This window comes from Arthrobacter sp. FW306-1B-G06A, assembly GCF_058781765.1.
The window spans coordinates 22,654-44,376 of record NZ_JBYSXB010000016.1; the positions used below are offsets into that span (position 1 = coordinate 22,654).

Below are 21,723 nucleotides of genomic sequence, written 5' to 3' on the forward strand. Positions count from 1 at the left end.
CCATGAGCCGCCACACATTGTCCGTTCTGGTCGAAGACAAGCCCGGCGTGCTGACCCGCGTGGCCAGCCTCTTCGCCCGGCGGGCCTTCAACATCAACTCCCTGGCCGTCGGCCCCACCGAGGTATCCGGGATTTCCCGGATGACCGTCGTCGTCGACGCCGATGGCGACCTCATCGAGCAGGTCACCAAACAGCTCAACAAACTGATCAACGTGATCAAGATTGTGGAGCTGACTTCAGAATCTTCCGTGCAACGTGACCACATCCTGGTCAAGGTACGTGCGGATGCCGCGACACGCCTGCAGGTCACCCAAGCTGCAGACTTGTTCCGTGCCTCAGTGGTTGACGTTTCCACAGACTCGGTGGTCATCGAGGCAACCGGTACCCCGGAAAAGCTTGCAGCGCTGCTTTCAGTGCTCGAGCCGTTCGGCATCCGCGAAATAGTGCAGTCCGGCACCTTGGCCGTTGGGCGGGGATCCCGCTCCATGAGTGACAGGGCGTTGCGCAGCGCTTAGGCACTGTCCTAGTACCGCGTAGTAGCCCGATACCGAACCACAGACAATATCTACAAAACCACTCAAGAGGAGTTACGCAAGTGACTGAAATGTTCTACGACGACGACGCAGACCTGTCGATCATCCAGGGTCGCAAGGTTGCCATTGTCGGCTACGGTTCCCAGGGCCACGCCCACGCGCTGAACCTGCGCGACTCCGGCGTCGAGGTTGTCATCGCGCTCAAGGAAGGCTCGAAGTCGATCGCAAAGGCCGAGGACGCAGGCTTCACGGTCAAGAACGTTGCCGACGCCGCCGAATGGGCCGACGTCATCATGATCCTGGCACCGGACCAGCACCAGCGCGCGATCTACAACGACTCCATCAAAGACAAGCTGACCGCCGGCAAGGCCCTTGCCTTCGCCCACGGCTTCAACATCCGCTTCGGCTACATCGAGGCGCCCGAGGGCGTTGACGTCATCCTGATCGCCCCGAAGGCTCCGGGCCACACCGTGCGCCGCGAGTTCGAAGCCGGACGAGGTATCCCGGACATCATCGCCGTCGAGCAGGACGCTTCCGGTTCCGCTTGGGACCTGGCCAAGTCCTACGCGAAGGCGATCGGCGGCACCCGCGCCGGCGTCATCAAGACCACCTTCACCGAAGAGACCGAAACCGACCTCTTCGGCGAGCAGGCTGTCCTCTGCGGCGGCGTCTCCCAGCTGATCCAGTACGGCTTCGAGACCCTGACCGAAGCCGGCTACCAGCCGCAGATCGCCTACTTCGAGGTTCTTCACGAGCTCAAGCTCATCGTTGACCTCATGTGGGAGGGCGGCATCGCCAAGCAGCGCTGGAGCGTTTCCGACACCGCAGAGTACGGCGACTACGTCTCCGGCCCGCGCGTCATCGACCCCCGCGTCAAGGAAAACATGGCCGGTGTCCTCGCGGACATCCAGTCCGGTGCCTTCGCCAAGCGTTTCATCGACGACCAGGACAACGGCGCAGTCGAGTTCAAGGAGCTGCGTGCCAAGGCAGAGCAGCACCCGATCGAGGGGGTCGGCCGCGAGCTGCGTTCCTTGTTCTCCTGGCAGCAGCAGGACGAGGACTACGTCGAAGGCTCCGCGGCCCGCTAGTCAAGGCACCCGTTGAAGCCGCGGCAGGAGCCGTAGCAATTCAACACAGAACGCCGTTCGGGATAGGCTCGAAATGAAGCCGCCCGGCATGGAGGCCGGACCCGGTATACCGGGTCCGGCCTTCGTCGTCAAAGAATCGTTTCACCAAAACCCCACCTGAAAAAGAGAGCTAAAGAGGTCACCGGTGACTAGCACCAAGCCAGTAGTACTCCTCGCTGAGGAACTTTCGCCCGCCACGATCGAGGCCCTTGGTCCGGACTTCGAGATCCGCCAAACCGACGGCGCGGACCGCTCCCAGCTGCTCTCCGCAATCGTCGACGTCGACGCCATCCTCGTGCGTTCAGCCACCCAGGTGGACGCCGAGGCAATTGCCGCAGCCAAGAACCTCAAAATCATCGCGCGTGCCGGCGTCGGCCTGGACAACGTGGACATCAAGGCCGCTACCCAGGCCGGCGTCATGGTGGTCAACGCCCCGACGTCGAACATTGTGTCCGCTGCCGAGCTGACGGTCGGCCACATCCTCAGCCTTGCCCGCCACATCCCCCAGGCCAGTTCCGCCCTGAAGGGCGGCGAGTGGAAGCGCTCCAAGTACACCGGCATCGAACTCTTCGAGAAGAAGATCGGCATCATCGGCCTCGGACGCATCGGAGCGCTCGTGGCCGCCCGCCTGCAGGGCTTCGAGACCGAGATCCTCGCCTACGACCCCTACATCACCTCCGCGCGCGCCGCTCAGCTCGGCGTCAAGCTCGTCACCCTGGACGAACTGTTGGAGAAGTCCGACTTCATCACCATCCACATGCCCAAAACCCCGGAAACGGTGGGCATGTTGGGCGCCGATGCCTTCAAGAAGATGAAGGAAACGGCCTACGTTGTCAACGTCGCCCGCGGCGGCCTGATCGACGAAGAAGCCCTCCACGAGGCTTTGGAAGACGGCCAGATCGCCGGCGCAGGCATCGACGTTTTCGTCAAGGAGCCGAGCACCGACCTTCCGTTCTTCGGCATGGACAATGTCATCGTGACGCCCCACCTGGGTGCCTCCACGGACGAAGCCCAGGAAAAAGCCGGCGTCTCCGTGGCGAAGTCCGTGCGCCTCGCCCTCGCCGGCGAACTCGTCCCGGATGCAGTCAACGTGGCCGGTGGCGTGATCGCTTCCGACGTCCGCCCCGGAATCCCGCTGATCGAGAAGCTCGGCCGGATCTTCACGGCCCTGACCCACGCATCCCTGACGCAGATCGACGTCGAGGTCGCGGGCGAAATCTCCAGCCTGGACGTGAAGGTCCTCGAACTGGCGGCGCTCAAGGGCGTGTTCGCCGACGTCGTGACCGAGCAGGTCTCCTACGTCAACGCACCCGTCATCGCCGAGCAGCGCGGCATCAACACCCGCCTGATCACGACGCCGGAAGCCGAGGACTACCGCAACGTCCTGACCATCCGCGGGGCACTCAGCGACGGATCGCAGATTTCCGTGGCCGGAACGCTCACCGGACCCAAGCAGGTCCAGAAGCTCGTGGGCGTCAACGGTTACGACGTCGAAATCCCGATCAGCGAGCACCTCGTGGTTGTTTCCTACGCGGACCGTCCCGGTGTCATCGGCACCATCGGCCACATCCTGGGCATGAACAACATCAATATCGGTGGCATGCAGGTGGCCCGCCAGAGCGAAGGCGGCCAGGTCCTGGCGCTGCTCACGATCGACACTTCGGTGCCGCAGCAGGTCCTTGAAGCCATCAAGGCCGGCATCGGCGCCGACATGGTTCGTGAAGTGGATCTGGAGGACTAGCATCCTCACCGTTTGAGCTAGAAAAGTGTGCCGCACTTCACATCGGCCACATATCATTGGCCGGTCTGCCTACAATGGCTTGGTCCGAAATTCGGAACCGGCGGCAGGCCGGCCAATAACTTTTGCACACACCCGGTGGATTCCTATTGCCTCGGCATGGTTCCAGGGACAGCAGTGTGCACACCCGCAATCCAGGACTCAGGGAGCCCTATGAACGCCGTCCAGAGGTTCATCAGAAGCCGTGTGCTTCTGTTGACCGCGGCCATTTTGATCGTCGCCATGTGTTTGTCCGTATTCATCCAGAGCCAGTCGCAGGCCGCGCTGAACCGGACAGTGGATGAGAACTCACGCGGCCTGTACGACATCCTGGTCCAGGCCAAGTCCGCGAATACAAAGGACGGCGGGGCGCTCCTCCAGCCGGACATCGCGAACGGCCAGGGCGGCATCAGCTTCCCGCAACTCGAGAAGATCCGTGGGCTGAGCGGCGCGTCGGTCGCGGCGCCCATCAGCCTCGTTTCCCGGGTAACGCAGAACCTGGAAACCCCGCGTCTCGACGCGATGGATTACCTTGGCTACAACGCGGGACTGGCTGGTGGAGCCACCGCGGGAGATCCGACCGGAACGGACTCCAAGAGCTGGCCCGCACCGGAATCCGTGCTTCCCGCGAAGCCCAAGAAGTACCGCCTGACCGCCACCGCCGTGAGCTCCGACGGAGTGTCCCAGCAAACCCTCTTCCAGACCAGCGCCGAAGGCACCCTCGGCAAGGGGCAGGTTGTTGAGCAGCAGACTGCCGGAGGCAAGAGCATCCGCATCGCCGGACCCGCGGGGGAGACCGGCATCAAGTTCCCCGCTCCCGCCGGCGGCTCGGAACACAACCTCTTCAACCTTTCCGTAGCGCTGCCCATGGCTCCGCAGGTCACCGAGTCGGTCGTCGCCGTCGATCCGACCGCCGAGCGCGCGCTCTTGGGCTCCGCCGGAGACTTCCTCGCACCGCTGCAAAAGGCGCCGCCGGCCGACACCCGCAACGCCGGCGCAATCGGCCGCTACTTCGAACAGCTCTTCGCCAAGAGCCCTACGCAGCAGGAACTCGAACAAGGCCCGGATTTCATGGGCGTCAAGCTCAAATACTGGGCACCCCTCATGACCCAGTACCAGCAGGCAAAGCTCTCCGGCCAGATCACGGATGCCTCACAGGCCATTCCTTTGATCGTCCGGCAGGGAACCTCGCTGGATCTGAAGTACTCGGTCCAAATCCAGGAAATCGATGATTCGGGCAAGGTCGTCAACGACGTCGGCACTGTCTCGCGCTCTTTGGACAAGGACTACCTGCCCTTCGTGTCAAAGTCGCCGTTCGCCCTGTCATGGCCAGGATCCACGGACCACAGCCAGCTGCTCGGTAATATGGGCAACTTCAGCCAAGGCCTGTACCAGCCAGCCCAGTGGAGCACGGACTTCGCCGCGGCACCCAAGTACAAGGACGGCGAAACTTCCGCGAACGGCGCCGTCGGCAAGTCCGCCACGCCGGGAGACTGGGTGACCGTCAACAAGCTGCCCGAGAAGTCGGCCTTCGGGGCGATGGTCGACCAGAGCCAGCGCAAGCCGGTCGATGAGCGCTCGTACCGGGAGAACCTTGCCACGGGATCGAAGCCCGCTACGCCGCTGCCGATGGTCTACGGGACGTTTGATCCGGCCCAGATCCAGAAAGCAGCGGGCGACGTCAACAAGCTGCCCTTGGGTGGCTACGACCCGGCCCCGATGACGCTCCAGAAGGACGCTTCGGGAAATGACACCGCAGCCAAGGGCCTCAAGCCTTCGCTGAGCGCCACCGGCCTGGTCAGCCAGTCTGCCGGTGCCATCACCGACTACTACGGCCTTGCCGCAGCGCGTGGTTACGATTCCAACGCCAACGTGATCGACGCCGTCAGGGTCCGCGCCAGCGCGCCAGGCAACTGGAAGCAGGCCCAACCGGAGGTCGACAAGCTCGCGGCCCAGATCCGCGACATGGGTCTCCAAGCCACAGTGGTGGCCGGCTCCGCGCGCGAAGACGCCAACATCTTCGTCCCGGGATACTCCAAGGACGACGCCGGCAAGGAATCCGCGCTGGGTACCGTCCAGCAGTCGTGGGTCCGGCAGGATGCTGCCGACGCCGTTTCCGGCTCCCTGACCGGCACCAACATCACCCTCCTCTTCCTGACGCTGTGCGGGGCCACCCTCCTGACCGGCGCTTCAACCGTGAGCTATATCCGCCAGCGACGCAGCGAGGCAGGGATCCTCCGCGCCATGGGCTGGACCCAAAGGAAGATCCGAAGTTGGGTCCTCGAAGAGTTCGGTATAGGTGCGGGGATCGTTGCCGTGGCAGGCATTGCGCTAAGCCTTCTGAGCTGGAACCTGGCCACGGTCATTGTTTCGGCGTCCGTGTTGCTCATTTACTGTGCCGCCGCCTACATCGCGGCCCAGCAATTGCGGCACCGCGACATCGTTGACCAGGAACCCCAACACGACGAACGCCTGATCCCGGTGGATTCACCGCTCACGTTCGCGTACCGCCAACTGGTTACCCACCGTTTCAGCTCAGTGGCCCTGGCCGTTGCCGTGGGCGTGTTCGGCGCTGCCGTGGGCGCGCTGATCGCGTTGCTCATTGACATCCCGCGCGCAGCTGGAGCCAGTGCCCTCAGCGGGCTCGCCTCCGCCACGATCGCCTTGCCGAGCGTCATCCTGGCGGTGAGCGGGGTGCTCGTTGGCCTCGTACTGACCTTGGTCACCGGTCGCTTCGAACTCCAGGCCAGGCGCGAACAGCTCGGCACGCTCCGGGCCATGGGCTGGAACCCGGACATGCTGGGACAGGTCCGTTTCTTCGAAAATGCCTTGGTCGGAGCAGTGGCGCTGATCCTCGGCGTCGTGGGGGCGCTGGGCCTGGGCCTGTTGCTCGCTCCTTATGCCGCACTTTGGGCCGCTTTGGCCGGAGTGGTGGCCGTAATTTGCTGGATTCCCATTGCAACGAAAGTGGTCAAATGACTGACAACCTCGAACCCGATCTGACCGCGACCACGGAATCCACCGACGAGTCGTTCCAGACCCGCGCCAACACCATCGTGCGGGCTGCGGACCACGGCATGCCCTTGCAGTTGAGCAACATCACCATCCGCTATGGCGGTGACAAGGGTGGAGCGGAGCCGGTCACCGTCGTCGAGGACTTCAACCTCACCCTGCACGCCGGTGAGATGCACTGCGTCGCCGGGCGAAGCGGCTCAGGCAAGACCAGCATCCTGACGGTGGGAGCGGGACTCACGCTTCCGACGTCGGGCCGGGTCCTCTGGGAGGGCGATTCCCTCGAGAAGATGGGCGACGACGAAATCGCCGACCGCCGCCGCGCCCTCATCGGGTACGTGGACCAGGGCGGCGCCCTGATCGACGGCATGAGCGCTTTGGAGAATGTGCTGTTGCCGGCCGTCCCCGACGGCGAAGTGGAGCAGCGCACCGAAATGGCCAAGGACTTGCTGGACCTGGTGGGGCTGGGCCGGCGCATGCGCCACCGTCCGGCGCAGCTGTCCGGCGGTGAGCGCCAGCGTGTCGCCATCGCCCGCGCCCTGATCCTGGGCACCAGGGTCCTGGTGGTGGACGAGCCAACGGCCAGCCTGGACCGTACTTCGGCAAACCGCATCATCAGCATCCTGAAGGACACCACGAGCGACGGTATCGCCGTTCTGGTGGCCTCCCACGACCACGAGCTTGTCAGGCTCAGCGATACGCTGACTGAATTGAACTAGTAGCCCGCTGCTTCCGGGCCGGCCGTCACATGCGGCCGGTCCGGTCTTTCCATCTCCAAGAGAAGGTAACTTCGTAGAGTGACGTCTCCAGATAAACCCCCGTTCTACATCACCACCGCCATTACCTACCCGAACGGCGAGCCGCATATCGGGCATGCCTACGAGTACATCGCCACCGACGCGATGGCCCGGTTCAAGCGCCTCGATGGCTATGACGTGATGTTCCTGACCGGCACGGACGAGCACGGCATGAAGATTGCCCAGGCTGCGGAGAAGGAAGGCATCACGCCCAAGGAACTCGTGGACCGGAATGCCGAAATCTACAAGGCCGCCCACGCTGCCTTGGGCATCTCCTACGACCGGTTCATCCGCACCACGGATGCCGACCACTATGCCGCCTCCCAGGCCATCTGGAAGAAGATGGAAGCCAAGGGGGACATTTACCTGTCCAAATACGAGGGCTGGTACTCGGTCCGCGACGAGGCTTACTACACCGAAGACGAGACAGTACTGAAGGACGACGGCGTCCGCTACTCGCGCGGTACGGATACCGAAGTGACGTGGACCGCGGAGGAGAGCTACTTCTTCCGTTTGTCCGCCTACCAGGACAAGTTGCTGGCCTTGTACGAGGAGCAGCCGGAGTTCGGCGCCCCCCAGTACCGCTTCAACGAGGTCATCAGCTTCGTCAAGCAGGGCCTTCAGGACTTGTCCATCAGCCGGACGACTTTCGACTGGGGTGTCCCGGTGCCGGGCAACGACAAACACGTCATGTACGTGTGGGTTGATGCGCTGACCAATTACCTGACGGGAGTCGGTTACCCTGATGCCGATTCTGAGGCGTTCCGTAAGTTCTGGCCCGCCGACGTCCACATCATCGGCAAGGACATCTCCCGGTTCCACGCCATCTTCTGGCCCGCCTTCCTGATGAGCGCGGGCCTGGAACTGCCCAAGCGCGTCATGATCCATGGCTTCCTGACCAACAATGGCGTCAAGATGTCCAAGTCCCTCGGCAACGTTGTGGCCCCCAAGGACTTCGTGGAGCAGTACGGCCTGGACCAGGTGCGATTCTTCTTCCTCCGCGAGGTGCCCTTCGGCGCCGACGGCAGCTACAACCACGAGGCGATCGTGGGCCGCATGAACGCCGATCTCGCGAACAACTTCGGCAACCTGGCGCAGCGTTCGCTGTCCATGGTGGCCAAGAACTGCGAAGGCAGGGTTCCGGTTCCGGGAGACTTCTCGGCAGAGGACTCCGCGCTGCTTGCCCAGGCCGCCGGACTTTTGGACGTGGCCCGCGCGGCTTTCGAGAAGCAGGAATTCAGCCGTGCCCTCGAGGCAATCTGGGCCGTGCTGGGCGACACCAACGCGTATTTTGCCGAGCAGGCCCCGTGGGTGCTGCGCAAGACCGACGTCGAGCGCATGAACACGGTCCTGTACGTCACGCTGGAGGTTGTCCGCATCGTGTCGATCCTCGCCCAGCCGGTCATGCCGACGTCGGCCGCCAAGCTGCTTGAGGTCCTGGGACAGCCCGACGGCGAGCCCCGCCAGTTCGCGGCCGTCGCCACGCCGATCGTCCCCGGCACGGAGCTCCCGGCCCCGGTCCCGGTCTTCCCGCGTTACGAGGAGCCCGCCGAGTCCTAGACGCCCGCTCACTTAAGTCACCCTGTGGGCGGACGCCCGCTCACTTAAGTCGCCTTTTGGGCGGACGCCCGCTCACTTAAGTCGCCTTTTGGGCGGACGCCCGCTCACTCTTGCTGCGCGTGACACCCCCTCATCCCACCGGGTGAGGGGGTGTTCCCTTTCCCGTCCCATGATTGGTAAGCGTCCCGAGGCGGATCCGGCGGCTCGCTGGACTTCCAAGTGATCTCTTCGCGCTGGCGAGTGGGGATCCACTCGGCGCAGGTAGCAGCCGGGACAAGGGACGCTGTTTCCTGCCGGTAAACGCGTACCCACCACTCGCGTTAATCAGGAGACCGAAACCTAGCCTGAAGAGCAAGCGAACTGATGACACTTTCTGGGGAGTAACTGTCAAGATTCATCTCGCTTATTGAGGTCTCCCGTACTTGTCCTTCCTGGGTCTCGAAGACGGTTACTCCGCAAAGTCTGGTCAGCTCGGACCTGATGTGGAGGGACCGAAATGAAACGAACCATTGCGACCCTGGGGGTCGTGGGCCTGGGATTGCTGGGTGCCACGGTGTCGGCGAACGCTGCTCCCTCAGACAAGATCACCATTTGCCACGCCACGCATTCGGCGTCGAACCCCTACGTAGCGGTGACCATCAACTTGTCGGCGCTGTCCGGGCATATCGCCGACACCAACGACATCGTTCCTGCAAACGCAGGCGACTACATGCCCAACGGACAAAACCTCACCCCGGAAAACATCGCCATTCTTAACGCCGGTTGTGAGGTGGCCGGCCTGCCGCTGATTACCCCGACGGACCCGGTGACGAGCCCGCCGACGGATCCGGTGACGAGTCCGCCGACGGATCCGGTGACGAGCCCGGCGGTGACCACCCCGCCCGTGGAGCACGTGGAACCCGTCTCCACCCAGCCGGTCGTCACCCCCGTGGTTCCTCCGGTCGCTGCCCCTGCGGCGACCGTGCCCGCAGCCGTCACTCCGTCGGCGACTGTGCCCACAGCCGTCATTCCAGCTGCGGCCGGTGCCGCAGCCACTCCGGACGCCCCCATCACTTACGTGGGCTACAACGTCCAGACGGCCGTTGGCGGGAAGGCGGACACAGGTATTCCCGCGTGGCTTGCCGGCCTGACTGGTCTCTTCAGTGCCGTGGCTGTGTTCGTAGTCGCGAGGAGCGGGGTGCGGGCCCGCAGGGCCAGGCACTAGGCAAACCCGGCCGGGTGCCGCACTACGATGGGCGGCACCCCGCCACCTGCTTCACTATCTCCAGGAGTGGTCATGGCCCGTCACCGCTTCACGCGGCAGCCTCACGCACTTCGCGTCCGTGGCCTGCTGATCAGTTCCAGGGATCTTCTCGTGTTGACGATCTGCGCCGGAGGGCTGCTTGGTGCCTGGCTGGTCTATGGCGTATCCGGCCAGAACCCGGCCGCTTTCGACTCAGGGAATCGGGCGCTTTCGACGGCGGCTCCCGCGGGCAAGGCCGAGCCGAACCGCGCGGCGGTGGGCGCTCCTGCCACTGCGGCGGGAACGCACCTGCCCGCGGCGTCGGCCCCGGTGCAGATTACCTATCCGGCGGTTGGCCTGGATGTGCTGGTTCATCCGCTGCGACCGGACCCTGCTGGCGGGCAGAGCATCGAGCCGCCGGAAACGATGGACGGATATTGGCTCAGTCCCTTCGGTACCCCCGGAGCGGGATCGACGAATACCACTTACGTCATCGGGCACAGTTGGGAAGGGCTCGACGCGCCGTTCAACCACCTCAGCTATGCAGCGGCACCGGGGGACGAGCTCAAAGTCGTCACGGCAACGGGAGCGATGACATACAAAGTCGACTCCGTCACCACCTACACAAAATCGACTTTGAAAGACAGTCCCGTCTGGACAGCGGTGCCCAACCGCCTGGTCCTGATCAGCTGCTACACGCAGGACCTCTGGGGCAAGAATGTCGCGGTGGTAGCTTCACTTGTTCCAGGCCAGTAGCTTCTCCCGAGGCGCGCTCCGCATGGACTTCGAGCGCTCAAATGGTGAGACGATTTTGACCAACATGTGGATGCGTTGGCAGTCTGAAAACATGAGTGCAACGCAACCCGCCGCAACGATCAACCTGGCTGTCATTCCCGGCGACGGCATTGGCCCCGAAGTCATTGCCGAAGCCCTCAAAGTCCTGGAAAAGGTTGTCGCCGAAGAAGGCGTCACCCTCGAGCAGACCGAATACAAGCTCGGAGCCCAGCACTGGCTTGAAACCGGCGAGACCCTCCCGGACGAGGTCCTGGCCGATCTGCGTACCCGCGATGCGATCTTGTTCGGCGCCGTCGGTGCGGCACCGGGGGACACCCGCATCCCTTCAGGCATCATCGAACGCGAAATGCTGCTCAAGCTCCGCTTCAGCCTTGACCACTTCGTGAACCTGCGCCCTTCGCGGCTCTACGGGACGGTGGGCAGCCCGCTGGCCAATCCCGGCGACATCGATTTCATCGTGGTCCGCGAAGGCACCGAGGGTCCGTACGTCGGCAACGGCGGTACGCTCCGCGGGGGCACCCCCCACGAGGTTGCCACCGAGGTATCGCTCAACACGGCCCACGGCGTCGAGCGCGTTGTCCGTGACGCCTTCCGCCGCGCCAACGAGCGTCCCCGAAAGCACGTCACCCTCGTCCACAAGCACAACGTCCTGGTCTTCGCAGGCCACTTGTGGAAGCGCACCGTGGAGGCCGTGGCCAAGGAATTCCCCGAGGTCACCCACGACTACCTGCACATCGACGCCGCCACCATCTTCATGGTGACCGACCCCTCCCGCTTCGACGTGATCGTCACCGACAACCTCTTCGGAGACATCATCACTGACCTCGCCGCCGCCATCACCGGCGGGATCGGTCTCGCGGCCTCGGGCAACATCAACATGGACCGCACCGCGCCCTCCATGTTCGAACCCGTCCACGGCTCCGCCCCGGATATCGCCGGACAGCAGAAGGCAGATCCAACCGCCGCCATCCTGTCCGCGGCCTTGTTGCTGGACCACCTCGGCTATACGGGAGCCGCCCGCAGGATCGAAGCCGCCGTCGTCGCCGACATCGAAAGCCGCAACGGCGACAGCCGCAGCACCGCTGCCGTCGGCGATGCCATCGCTGCCGCGCTCTAGGGCCCGTACTGGCACTGAGGGTCTGTACCCGGGCGTAAGCTTTACTTGAATTATTTACTGCTGCCGTGGTCCGTCGCTGAACCATATCCTCCAAGAGATGGTTCGCTCTGCCTGGTAGCCGACTGGAGGAAACATGACTCAGACTGCCCACGGCGTCGAATTCAGCCAGCAGCTCTCGGAGACCCCGAAGTCTGCTGAGGAGCGTGCAGCTATCCTGGCAAACCCGGGATTTGGCGACTACTTCACCGACAACACCGTCATTGTCGACTACAGCGTCGACACCGAGGGCAACGGCGGCTGGCACAGTGCCCGCGTCGAGGCCTACGGACCGATTTCCCTGGACCCTTCGGCGGCAGTGCTGCACTACGGCCAGGAGATCTTCGAAGGCCTCAAGGCATACCGCCACGCTGACGGCTCCGTTTGGACGTTCCGTCCCGAGGCCAACGCCGCCCGCCTGAACAAGTCGGCACGCCGCTTGGCCCTCCCGGAACTGCCCGAGGAGTACTTCCTCGGCGCCATCCGCGAACTCGTGCAGGCGGACAAGGAATGGGTTCCGTCCGGCGACGGCGAAGCCCTGTACTTGCGTCCGTTCATGATCGCGACGGAAGCCTTCCTGGGTGTCCGCGCAGCCCGCGAGGTCTCCTTCCGGGTCATCGCTTCTCCGGCCGGCAACTACTTCGGCGGCGAACTCAAGCCGGTATCCATCTGGATCTCCCGTGAGTACGCGCGCGCCGGCCGCGGCGGCACCGGTGCAGCCAAGTGCGGTGGAAACTACGCCGCGTCCCTGATTGCCCAGATGGAAGCCGAAGAGAACGGCTGCAAGCAGGTCCTTTTCCTGGACCACTTCAACGACGATGCCGTCGAGGAACTCGGGGGCATGAACGTCTTCTTCGTCATGAAGGACGGTTCACTCGTCACTCCGGCACTCACCGGAACCATCCTCGAAGGCGTGACCCGTTCTTCCGTCATCCAGGTGGCGAAGGACATGGGCCGCGAGGTTTCCGAACGGAAGATCACCCTCGCCGAGTGGCGCGACGGCGTGGCCTCCGGCGAAATCGCCGAGGTCTTTGCTTGCGGAACCGCCGCCGTCATCACCCCCATCGGCGTCCTCAAGGACAAGACCGAGTTCATCGGTTCCGAGGACGCCAAGGCAGGTGAAACCACCATGGCCATCCGCGAGCAGTTGCTCGGCATCCAGACCGGAACGGTCGAGGACACGCACGGCTGGCTCACCCGACTGGCTTAAGTCCCCACCGGCTCCCAAGCCTCGCAAGCGTGGCTTGGGTCCCTCGCCGGCGTGGGCCCTGTCTTGGAAAATGCCCGACGGCGGCCTCCCACCCTGGTGGGCGGGTCGCCGTCGCCGTTAACCAGTGAGCTGGTTGTTACCGGTGCTGGCTTGCTGGATCCGCGGTCCGATGAGCGCTTCCATCTTGGCCTGCAGATATTGCTGGCCCGCCGCGGATGGGTGATCGCCGTCGGGACCAATGAGCTCCGCGGCATCGTCCATGATCCAGCCGAGGTCGATCGGATCAACGAAGTGCGCGCCGGCTTTCAGGGCAGCGGCCTTGTCCTGGTCGCGGATGTCGAGCCTTTCGGCTTCGGGCGTGCTCGTGTACGACGGCGGCCCGACCACGACGATGTCGGCTTGGGGAGCGCGGGACTTGACTGAGGCGAACGCCCGCGTGGCCGCAGCCTCGGTTTCTCCTGCGGCCGTTCCCATATCGTTTTCGGAACCAAAGAACAGCACCAGGCGGGTCTCGTCGGTTACCGCTGTGTCCACTTGGGAACCGAAGGTCGATCCGTCCTCGCCGACACTGACGTAGCCGCTGCCATCCCGTGCGGCATTGACGATGGTCGCTTGGAGCTGTTGAAAGCCGGGATCGTTCTCCACCAGCTTTGGCCAGGCCTCGTCAGGCGAGGTGCCGTGACCCGTGCTGAGGGAGTCTCCGATGATCACCACGGTGGGCTGGGCCGCGGCGGACCGTGGTCCGGTGTCGGAGGAACAGGCGCTGAGGAGTGCGAGGACGGAAAGGCAGGCGGTGGCGATCGCCGTCGTCGTCCGGAGAAGTTCTCTTCGTCGGGTGTGATTCCGCCCCAATTCGGCTCCTCCTCCGCAACTGTCCACATGTATCCGTCCCAGTTCCTTGGCACCATGTTACGTCGTGTGCCGTGCCTGCCTCTTGCTTCCTGGCTCGCGGAACCGGGCTTCCCGTCCAAGGTCCCGCCACTTGGCGTGTGCCAAGATGGAGAAGTGAATCCGGTCAATGACGCCACTTTCCAGAACAGCAGCCACCTCACCCGCTCGCGGCTCGCGCCTAATCCGGGTCCGATGAGCCTTGACGGCACCAACTCGTACGTCATTGCCGCGCCGGACGCTGCTGGAGTGGTCGTCGTGGATCCCGGGCCGCTCGACGAATCGCACCTCGCGGCCCTGGCCACCGCGGGGCCTGTGGAGCTCGTTCTCATCACCCATCGCCACAAGGACCACACCGAGGCCTCTGCGGTGTTCCACGAACTCACCGGCGCGCCCGTCCGTGCGGCGGATCCCGCCTACTGCCACGGCGGCGAGCCGTTGCGCGGTGGCGAGGTCATCGAGGCCGGAGGCGTTGAGATCCGGGTTCTTGCCACGCCGGGCCATACCTCGGACTCAGTCTGCTTCCACCTTCCGGGCGACGGACCGGACGGCTCGGTGCTGACGGGCGATACCATCCTGGGGCGGGGCACCACCGTCCTGGACTATCCTGACGGACGGCTGGGGGATTACCTCTCCAGCCTCGACAAGCTCGAAAGCCTCGGTCCGGCGACGCTGTTGCCCGCACACGGCCCCGTCCTGCCAGCCGTCGACGCCGTGTGCCGCGAGTACCGGGCCCACAGGGAGATGCGCCTGGACCAAATCCGTGAAGCACTCGCGCGCCTCGGCGCCCAAGCCGAAGTCCAAGCTGTCACCGATGCGGTGTATCCCGACGTCGATCCTTCCGTGCGCTGGGCAGCTGAAACTTCGGTGGCGGCGCAATTGGACTATCTGCGCGGCTAGCAGGCACCTCTTCAGTGCGCGCATAGCGGCCGCCGGCGGACGGTACGCTAGAACCCATGCGTATCGCCCGGTTTGTTGTTGATTCTGATCCCGTCTACGGCGTCGTTGAAGGTGAGCCAGGCAGTGAAATGATCACTGTCATCCACGGCGACCCCTTCTTCAACGGCGTCGAGCGGACCTCGGTCCGCCACAAGCTGGAGGACGTTCGCCTTCTGGCCCCGATTATTCCCCGCAGCAAGGTCATCGGCGTCGGACGGAACTTCGCCGAGCATGCCCGGGAACTCGGTAATGAAGTTCCGCAGCACCCCTTGCTGTTCCTGAAACCGAATACCGCCGTCGTTGGCCCCAACGATCCGATCGTGTTGCCTGAGTTCTCGGAGGAAGTCTCCTTCGAAGCGGAACTCTGCGTCGTCATCGGCCGCATTTGCAAGGACGTGCCCGAGGACCGCGTGGACGACGTCATTTTCGGTTACACCTGCGGCAACGACCTCACGGCCCGCGACGTCCAGAAGACGGACCTGCAGTGGGCGCGTGCCAAGGGCTTTGACACCTCCGCGCCGCTCGGCCCGTGGATCGAGACGGAACTCGATCCCGAAGACCTGGCCATCAAGGGCTGGCTCAATGGCGAACTCCGCCAGGACGGCAGCACGAACCAGATGATCCGCAGCGTGCGCGAGCTGGTGTCGATCGTTTCGCAGGCTTTCACCCTGCTTCCGGGTGATGTCATCATGACCGGGACTCCTGCCGGCGTCGGGCTTGTCCAGGAGGGCGACCGCTACGAGATCGAGATCGAAGGCATCGGCCGCTTGTCCAACCCGGTAGTCCGCCGCTAAGAGGCTCGGCGTTCCGCCCAGCCGGTCGCTCTGGACCCGCTGGCACTGGGCATTCCGCCCACCGCCACGGGGTAAAGTTGGAACCACTATGACTACTGTTGCTGCGCCGAACTCTGCCGCCATTCCCGCCGTGAACGCCGAAACCCCGGTCCGCGTCCGGTTCTGCCCCTCACCTACGGGAACTCCGCACGTTGGGTTGATCCGCACGGCCCTCTTCAACTGGGCCTACGCGCGGCACACGGGTGGCAAGCTGATTTTCCGGATCGAGGACACTGATTCGGCCCGCGACAGCGAGGAGAGCTACCACCAACTGCTTGATGCGTTGAAGTGGCTCGGCATCGACTGGGACGAGGGCGTCGAGGTTGGCGGGCCGCACGAACCGTACCGCCAGTCGCAGCGCAGCGACATGTACCAGGACGTCATCGCCAAGCTCAAGGCCGGCGGTCACATCTATGAGTCGTACTCCACTCCCGAGGAGATCGAAGCACGGCACCGCGCCGCAGGGCGGGATCCGAAGCTCGGCTACGACGGCTTTGACCGGCACGTCACCGAGGAACAGCTCGCCCAGTACAAGGCCGAGGGCCGCAATGCCGTGCTGCGCCTGCGCATGCCGGACGAAGACCTGACCTTCAACGACCTTGTGCGCGGGGAGATCACGTTCAAGGCGGGATCCGTGCCTGACTTCGCTGTGGTGCGTGCCAACGGAGCTCCGCTGTACACGCTCGTGAATCCCGTGGACGATGCACTCATGGGCATCACGCACGTCCTCCGCGGTGAGGACCTGCTCAGCTCCACGCCCCGGCAGATCGCCCTCTACCGCGCGCTTTACGCCATCGGCGTGGCTGAGTACATGCCCGAGTTCGGCCACCTTCCCTATGTCATGGGCCAGGGCAACAAGAAGCTTTCCAAGCGCGATCCGGAATCCAGCCTGTTCCTGCACCGTGAACGTGGGTTCATCCGTGAAGGATTGCTCAATTACCTGTCACTCCTGGGCTGGTCGCTGAGCGCCGATGAGGATATCTTCACCGTGGAGCAGCTCGTGGCCAACTTCGATATCCACGATGTCCTGGGCAACCCTGCGCGCTTCGATATCAAGAAGGCCGAGGCCATCAACGGTACGCACGTGCGCATGCTCACGCCCGAGGACTTCCGTCAGAGGCTCGTGCCGTACCTGCGTGCCGCAGGCTTCGTGGGGGAGATCCTGACTCCGCGCCAGGAAGAGATCCTTGCCGAGTCCGCGCCGCTGGTCCAGGAACGGATCACCCTGCTGGGCGAAGCTCCCGAGATGCTCGCCTTCCTGTTCAAGAAGGACGACGCGATCGACATCGCCGACGACGCCCGCAAGGGACTTCCCGAGAACCTGGTCGAGGTGCTGGACGCCGCGTTGGTTGCGCTGGAACCCCTCGCCGACTGGACAGCGGAAAGCATCCAGGCAGCGCTCAAGCAAGCGTTGGTGGAAGGTCTTGGGATCAAGCCGCGCCTCGCGTTCGGCCCGGTGCGCACGGCAATCTCCGGCCGCCGCATCTCGCCGCCGCTGTTCGAATCGATGGTCATCCTGGGCAAGGATTCCTCGCTCACCCGCCTGCGCGCGTTCCGCGGCTAGTTCAGGCACTCCGTGATCAACGCACTTCATGAGCCATTCGGCACGGTCCGCGGTGTCCTGTTCGACATCGACGACACCCTGGTGGACCTTGAGTACGCCATGACCACGGCCTTGCGTGACGTGAGCGAACACCTCCTGCCCGGCCTGGACCAGGCCGGGTGGGAGAAGTTCGGACGGATCTTCACGCACGAAACCACGCATTTCTATGACCGGTACCTAGCCGGTGAATTGACGTTCAACGAGCAGCGGCTCCTCCGTGGCCGCGCGGCCCTTGGGCATTTCGGCGTGGAGCTCGGGGGAGAGGACTCCCACACGTGGCTCAATGACTACTCGCGCCTACAGCCCAGTTATGTCAGGGCGTTCAGCGATGTCCTGCCCGTCCTCGACGCCCTCGACGCCGCGGGCATCCCCTACGGCGCCGTGAGCAACAACGTTCACGACTACCAGCGGGTCAAGCTCGACAGTGCGGGGCTTGCCCGGGTCTCGGTCCTTGTCGGAACGGACACCGTAGGCGTGCCCAAGCCGGACCCCGCCATTTACCTGGAAGGGGTCCGTCGCTTGGGCACCACCCCGGCCGAGACCCTTTTTGTGGGAGACAACCGCCTTCTCGACGCCGACGGCGCCACTGCTGCCGGATTGCTGGGCATCTGGTTGAATCGCACTGGTGAGCTCGCCTCCGACTTTTCCGGCCGGGAAATAGACTCCTTGACCCGGCTGCTCGCCTGAAGCTCTGCAGCTAAGCGCCCAGCCGGAACTTCCGCAGGAACACGAACGTTCCGATGGAACCCGCTCCCAGGACGCCCACAAGTCCGAGCGCCGTGCCGGTATCCGACTTTTCAGCCATGCTCGACGGCGACACCGCCGCAGCTCCTTGATGCAGTTCCGCGGTGCCCGCCGCGATCCGCGCATTTCCGTCCGCGAGTTTGTCGGCACCGGTGGACAACTGGGCTGAGCCTGCTGCCAGTTTGGCGTTTCCATCGGACAACTTGGAGGCGCCCGCTGCCAACGCAGTGGAACCGTCAAGAAGACCGGGTGAGGAAGGATCAGCAGGGCTGCCCTTGATCCCTGTCATCAGCGAGTCCGTACCTGCAGCCAAGCGGGACGTGCCGTCCGTCATGCTGGCGGTGGCTTTGAGGAGGCCCGGATGCTCAGGGTCGCCAGGTACGCCGTCCATGCCCACGCGGATCTTCGCGGTTCCATCGGCGAGCATTTGGGTTCCCAGAACCACGCCCGGGGACGCCGGATCCTGGCTGTTGAGCTTCTGGGCGAGGATGGCGAAACCGTCCGCCAGTTTGCCGGTCCCTGCTGCCAGCTTCCCGGTGCCGTCGGCGAGCCGTCCGGTGCCGGCGTGCAGTTGCGCCGCTCCGGCCGAAAGCTGGCCAGCTCCGGCCTGCAATTGCGAGGTTCCGGCGTCAAGGCGGTGCGCGCCGTCGTTGAGCGCATTGATCTCGGCCTTCAGCGTTGCCAGGGGCACCACGCCCTGGATACCGTTGGCGGCGTCGGCGAGCTGCTGGAGCCCCTGGGCCAACGCAGCGGAGCCGGTTCCCTTGGTGGGATCGTCTCCGGCACCCGGGTAGCCTTTCAGCTGGTCGGTGCCCGCCGCGAGCCTGGAAGCACCTGCATCGAGTTGGGCGGCACCGGAGTTGAGCTGGGCGGCTCCGCTGTTGAGCTGGTTCGCACCGTTGTTTAGTTGGGTGGCGCCGTCTCCGAGATTGTTTTGAGCATTGCCGCCCGGCGTCGGAGTCAGTGCCGCGGAAAGCTGCAGGGCACCCGCCGCGAGCTTCTGTGCGCCGTCGTCCACTTTGTAGACTCCCGGCGCAAGCTTGGCGTTGACGTCATTCTGGATTTTCACGGCCCCAGTTGCGAGTTTGTCGGCTCCGTCCTTCAACTGCTGGGCTCCCGGGGCTAGTTTGCCTTGGATTCCGTTTTGGACTTTTGACGCGCCATCAGCCAGCTTGGCCGCACCTGTCCCGGCTTCCGCGGCTCCACCCGCAAGCCTTGCCGCGCCGTCCTTGAGCTGGCCTGCGCCGGCGGATGCCTGGCCTGCGCCGTCATTCAGCTGCGCCGACCCCGCCGCGATCTTCCCAATGACCAGGGTGTAGAAGCCGAGGAGCGCGATCAACAGGAGTGCGAGCACGGCAATGGCGATTATCTGGGCACGGCTCCGCGTTCTGGTGGCAGTTGCAGGGTTCGGTGTCATGGGCAATTCCTCTCGATGACTTTCCCGACAGCGGCGCTGCTGCCAGGGATCCCCCCATGTGACGCAGCTAACAGGCGACCCGGCCTGTAGCTGTGCCACGAAACAAGTGCGTGGCGTTGGTTACCGATTGGTAACTTACCGAGAGTAAAGCTAAGACCCTGCCGATTGCAAGGGTTTTTTCGATGTCGTCATCCTTGCCGGGGGATTGTCGAGGTGCGCATCGGGCGGGCGCGGGCGTGCGCGGTCGATTTGTGTGCATCGAAAGTCTCGGGTAAAGTAATTACTCGTGCTGAGGGGCACGGAGCGAAGGTTTACGCCATCGAATCCGGCCTAAAAGCGCCAATGGGATATGGTGTAATTGGCAACACTACGGTTTCTGGTACCGTCATTCTAGGTTCGAGTCCTGGTATCCCAGCTCTGAATAATCCGCGAATTTGCGCGGGAATTTGGAGTTTCAAAACGGTTCGCCGATTTGAAACAATGCTGGATGTATGAAATACTCATTCAGCTTGAATGCCGGAAGCGGTGTTCAATATGGCAGTAAAACAAAGTGCAAGGCCCCATCGTATAGCGGCCTAGTACGCCGCCCTCTCACGGCGGTAACGCGGGTTCGAATCCCGCTGGGGTCACAAAATGAATCCCCCGGAACCATCAGGTTCCGGGGGATTTTTCTTTGCCCAAAGTTCGTGTGGATTTCTCCCCTCAATAAAGGGGGAGCAGTACGGCTGGCAGCTCAGGTGGTCTTCTGAAGGGCCTCTGCAGCATCCCTGACCTTGATGAGCGTGCGGAGGTTCCGCGTGGTGGTGCTCGCCTTGTAGCGGGTCTTTGCGGAGAGCTTGCTGAAGGGGCTGTCCAAGGTTCCTCCCGCCGGGGCTAGCCACGCCGTCGCCTCGGGACCCAGCCGGACTTGCTCGACGCCGCCCTGCCCTGGTGCGCCGAGGGCCGCGCCGGCGTTGAATAGTTCGTCCAGCATGGCCGCGTCCGAGGCGAGCGTGATGTAGCTGTGCGTGGTTTTATCGTCTGCCGGATAGGGGCAGGCTTCCACTAGTTCGGCAACCCTTTCGGAGCTCAGGACCACCACCCAGGCGTCGTAGCCAAATGCCGACCTCAAGCACTTTTCGAATTCGTCCTTGACTCCCGCTGCGTCGAGCTCGCTCCGGAGCACCACGTTGCCGCTGGCCAGCAAGGTCTTGACGTCGGTGAAGGGGTACGCCTTCAGGGCTGCTTTGAGGTCGGCCATCTTGATGTTGATCCCGCCCACGTTGATCCCGCGCAGGAACACGGCAAAGCTGTTCATGCGCCTACCCTACCTGCGCCCGTCTGCAGGAGGGGCGCAGACGGGGAGGCTGGCGGGAAACGGGAAGCGCTTAGTCGTTGTTCTTGCGCAGGGCTTCGGTCAGTACCCGGGCGGCGTTGCAGACGACTTCGGCATGCAGGCGTCCGGGCTGGCGGGTCAGGCGCTCGATGGGGCCGGAGATGGACACCGCAGCAATGACCCGGCCGGAAGGGCCGCGCACGGGTGCGGAGACCGAGGCGACTCCAGGCTCGCGTTCGCCGAGGCTCTGGGCCCAGCCCCGGCGTCGTACTCCTGCCAGCACTGTCGGCGTGAACCGGGCGTTCTGAAGTCCGTCCAAGAGGCGGTCGTGGTCTTCCCATGCCAGCAGGATCTGGGCGGCGGAGCCGGCCTTCATGGAGAGCTGTGTGCCTACGGGAATGGTGTCGCGCAGGCCGATCGGACGTTCGGCCGAGGCAACGCAGACGCGCCAGTCGCCCTGGCGTCGGAAGATCTGGGCGCTCTCTCCGGTGGCGTCGCGCAACTGGATCAAGACGGGGCCTGCGGAAGCGATGAGCCGGTCTTCGCCGGCTGCCGAAGCAAGCTCGACAAGGCGGCTGCCGAGGACAAAACGCCCTTGGATGTCGCGGCTCACGAGGCGGTGGTGGACGAGCGCCAGCGCAAGGCGGTGCACCGTGGGGCGGGCCAGACCTGTTGCCGCCACAAGTTGAGCCAAGGTGGTTGGCCCCGCCTCAAGTGCGTCGAGCACCTGGGCCGCTTTATCGATGACGCCGACTCCACTAGAATTGTCCATGTAATGATATTGCCGTCTCAATATCT

Annotated in this window: 18 protein-coding genes and 2 tRNA genes; 16 read left to right on the forward strand and 4 right to left on the reverse strand. The window is 64.0% G+C overall.

All coding sequences use genetic code 11. The annotated features are described in order from the left end of the window. The first annotated feature begins 2 nt into the window (after positions 1–2). The 10 genes from ilvN to AC3WJM_RS10230 all read left to right on the forward strand — a co-directional run bounded on the left by ilvN (position 3) and on the right by AC3WJM_RS10230 (position 13,186). Positions 3–515 carry an acetolactate synthase small subunit gene (gene ilvN, locus AC3WJM_RS10185; protein ID WP_028264679.1) on the forward strand — a complete coding sequence of 171 codons (513 nt, stop codon included), beginning with the start codon at positions 3–5 and terminating at the stop codon, positions 513–515. An 80-nt stretch (positions 516–595) separates the two neighbouring features. After that, positions 596–1,621, forward strand: coding sequence for a ketol-acid reductoisomerase (ilvC, locus tag AC3WJM_RS10190; protein ID WP_059387645.1), 1,026 nt, complete (start codon positions 596–598; stop codon positions 1,619–1,621). A 184-nt stretch (positions 1,622–1,805) separates the two neighbouring features. Then, positions 1,806–3,401 carry a phosphoglycerate dehydrogenase gene (serA, locus tag AC3WJM_RS10195; RefSeq protein ID WP_284751161.1) on the forward strand — a complete coding sequence of 532 codons (1,596 nt, stop codon included), beginning with the start codon at positions 1,806–1,808 and terminating at the stop codon, positions 3,399–3,401. 210 nt (positions 3,402–3,611) lie between these two features. Continuing rightward, positions 3,612–6,416 (forward strand): ABC transporter permease, encoded by a 2,805-nt coding sequence (locus AC3WJM_RS10200; protein WP_284988362.1) that lies wholly within the window; start codon positions 3,612–3,614, stop codon positions 6,414–6,416. Next, positions 6,413–7,168 carry an ABC transporter ATP-binding protein gene (locus AC3WJM_RS10205; protein WP_078108578.1) on the forward strand — a complete coding sequence of 252 codons (756 nt, stop codon included), beginning with the start codon at positions 6,413–6,415 and terminating at the stop codon, positions 7,166–7,168. The genes AC3WJM_RS10200 and AC3WJM_RS10205 overlap by 4 nt, the downstream gene beginning before the upstream one ends. 78 nt (positions 7,169–7,246) lie before the next feature. Continuing rightward, positions 7,247–8,806 carry a methionine--tRNA ligase gene (gene metG / locus AC3WJM_RS10210; RefSeq protein ID WP_492271830.1) on the forward strand — a complete coding sequence of 520 codons (1,560 nt, stop codon included), beginning with the start codon at positions 7,247–7,249 and terminating at the stop codon, positions 8,804–8,806. 496 nt (positions 8,807–9,302) lie between these two features. After that, complete coding sequence (locus AC3WJM_RS10215) at positions 9,303–10,010, forward strand: hypothetical protein (RefSeq protein WP_492271831.1); 708 nt, start codon at positions 9,303–9,305, stop codon at positions 10,008–10,010. 72 nt (positions 10,011–10,082) lie between these two features. After that, a complete protein-coding gene (locus AC3WJM_RS10220; RefSeq protein WP_284988359.1) occupies positions 10,083–10,784 on the forward strand; it encodes a class F sortase in 702 nt (233 codons plus the stop codon). Positions 10,785–10,875: 91 nt separating this feature from the next. Beyond that, positions 10,876–11,940 carry a 3-isopropylmalate dehydrogenase gene (locus tag AC3WJM_RS10225; RefSeq protein ID WP_492271832.1) on the forward strand — a complete coding sequence of 355 codons (1,065 nt, stop codon included), beginning with the start codon at positions 10,876–10,878 and terminating at the stop codon, positions 11,938–11,940. A 133-nt stretch (positions 11,941–12,073) separates the two neighbouring features. Further along, positions 12,074–13,186, forward strand: coding sequence for a branched-chain amino acid aminotransferase (locus tag AC3WJM_RS10230; RefSeq protein ID WP_441432400.1), 1,113 nt, complete (start codon positions 12,074–12,076; stop codon positions 13,184–13,186). Between the two features lie 117 nt (positions 13,187–13,303). On the opposite strand, the gene AC3WJM_RS10235 is transcribed toward AC3WJM_RS10230, so the two are convergent. Continuing rightward, a complete protein-coding gene (locus AC3WJM_RS10235; RefSeq protein WP_284988357.1) occupies positions 13,304–14,038 on the reverse strand; it encodes an SGNH/GDSL hydrolase family protein in 735 nt (244 codons plus the stop codon). A gap of 153 nt (positions 14,039–14,191) precedes the next feature. Here AC3WJM_RS10235 and AC3WJM_RS10240 point away from each other — a divergent pair, with 153 nt between their 5' ends. From AC3WJM_RS10240 to AC3WJM_RS10255, 4 genes are all read left to right on the forward strand, one after another. After that, positions 14,192–14,974, forward strand: a complete 783-nt coding sequence (locus tag AC3WJM_RS10240) for an MBL fold metallo-hydrolase (RefSeq protein WP_492271833.1) — start codon at positions 14,192–14,194, stop codon at positions 14,972–14,974. A 56-nt stretch (positions 14,975–15,030) separates the two neighbouring features. Beyond that, complete coding sequence (locus tag AC3WJM_RS10245) at positions 15,031–15,807, forward strand: fumarylacetoacetate hydrolase family protein (RefSeq protein ID WP_059387649.1); 777 nt, start codon at positions 15,031–15,033, stop codon at positions 15,805–15,807. Between the two features lie 88 nt (positions 15,808–15,895). Next, entirely contained in the window at positions 15,896–17,410 is a 1,515-nt protein-coding gene (gene gltX / locus AC3WJM_RS10250; RefSeq protein WP_492258913.1) for a glutamate--tRNA ligase, read from the forward strand. Between the two features lie 12 nt (positions 17,411–17,422). Then, positions 17,423–18,136 carry an HAD family hydrolase gene (locus AC3WJM_RS10255; protein WP_492271834.1) on the forward strand — a complete coding sequence of 238 codons (714 nt, stop codon included), beginning with the start codon at positions 17,423–17,425 and terminating at the stop codon, positions 18,134–18,136. Between the two features lie 10 nt (positions 18,137–18,146). Here AC3WJM_RS10255 and AC3WJM_RS10260 read toward each other — a convergent pair whose 3' ends face one another. Further along, a complete protein-coding gene (locus tag AC3WJM_RS10260) occupies positions 18,147–19,610 on the reverse strand; it encodes a hypothetical protein (RefSeq protein WP_492271835.1) in 1,464 nt (487 codons plus the stop codon). A 343-nt stretch (positions 19,611–19,953) separates the two neighbouring features. Between AC3WJM_RS10260 and AC3WJM_RS10265 the strand changes: the two genes are divergently transcribed. Next, positions 19,954–20,025: transfer RNA gene (locus AC3WJM_RS10265), tRNA-Gln, on the forward strand. A gap of 141 nt (positions 20,026–20,166) precedes the next feature. Then, positions 20,167–20,239, forward strand: a tRNA-Glu gene (locus AC3WJM_RS10270). Between the two features lie 104 nt (positions 20,240–20,343). On the opposite strand, the gene AC3WJM_RS10275 is transcribed toward AC3WJM_RS10270, so the two are convergent. Together AC3WJM_RS10275 and AC3WJM_RS10280 are read right to left on the reverse strand one after the other, a co-directional pair. Then, positions 20,344–20,907, reverse strand: a complete 564-nt coding sequence (locus AC3WJM_RS10275; RefSeq protein WP_332601864.1) for a DUF1697 domain-containing protein — start codon at positions 20,905–20,907, stop codon at positions 20,344–20,346. Between the two features lie 70 nt (positions 20,908–20,977). Next, complete coding sequence (locus AC3WJM_RS10280; protein WP_028264661.1) at positions 20,978–21,697, reverse strand: IclR family transcriptional regulator; 720 nt, start codon at positions 21,695–21,697, stop codon at positions 20,978–20,980. Positions 21,698–21,723: the final 26 nt, after the last annotated feature.

Bases quoted from the DNA above. Each gene is read 5' to 3' on its own strand.
- ilvN (WP_028264679.1), top strand. From the start codon at position 3: ATGAGCCGCCACACATTGTCCGTTCTGGTCGAAGACAAGCCCGGCGTG.
- AC3WJM_RS10200 (WP_284988362.1), top strand. From the start codon at position 3,612: ATGAACGCCGTCCAGAGGTTCATCAGAAGCCGTGTGCTTCTGTTGACC.
- AC3WJM_RS10205 (WP_078108578.1), top strand. From the start codon at position 6,413: ATGACTGACAACCTCGAACCCGATCTGACCGCGACCACGGAATCCACC.
- AC3WJM_RS10215 (WP_492271831.1), top strand. From the start codon at position 9,303: ATGAAACGAACCATTGCGACCCTGGGGGTCGTGGGCCTGGGATTGCTG.
- AC3WJM_RS10220 (WP_284988359.1), top strand. From the start codon at position 10,083: ATGGCCCGTCACCGCTTCACGCGGCAGCCTCACGCACTTCGCGTCCGT.
- AC3WJM_RS10225 (WP_492271832.1), top strand. From the start codon at position 10,876: ATGAGTGCAACGCAACCCGCCGCAACGATCAACCTGGCTGTCATTCCC.
- AC3WJM_RS10230 (WP_441432400.1), top strand. From the start codon at position 12,074: ATGACTCAGACTGCCCACGGCGTCGAATTCAGCCAGCAGCTCTCGGAG.
- AC3WJM_RS10245 (WP_059387649.1), top strand. From the start codon at position 15,031: ATGCGTATCGCCCGGTTTGTTGTTGATTCTGATCCCGTCTACGGCGTC.
- gltX (WP_492258913.1), top strand. From the start codon at position 15,896: ATGACTACTGTTGCTGCGCCGAACTCTGCCGCCATTCCCGCCGTGAAC.
- AC3WJM_RS10260 (WP_492271835.1), bottom strand. From the start codon at position 19,610: ATGACACCGAACCCTGCAACTGCCACCAGAACGCGGAGCCGTGCCCAG.
- AC3WJM_RS10275 (WP_332601864.1), bottom strand. From the start codon at position 20,907: ATGAACAGCTTTGCCGTGTTCCTGCGCGGGATCAACGTGGGCGGGATC.
- AC3WJM_RS10280 (WP_028264661.1), bottom strand. From the start codon at position 21,697: ATGGACAATTCTAGTGGAGTCGGCGTCATCGATAAAGCGGCCCAGGTG.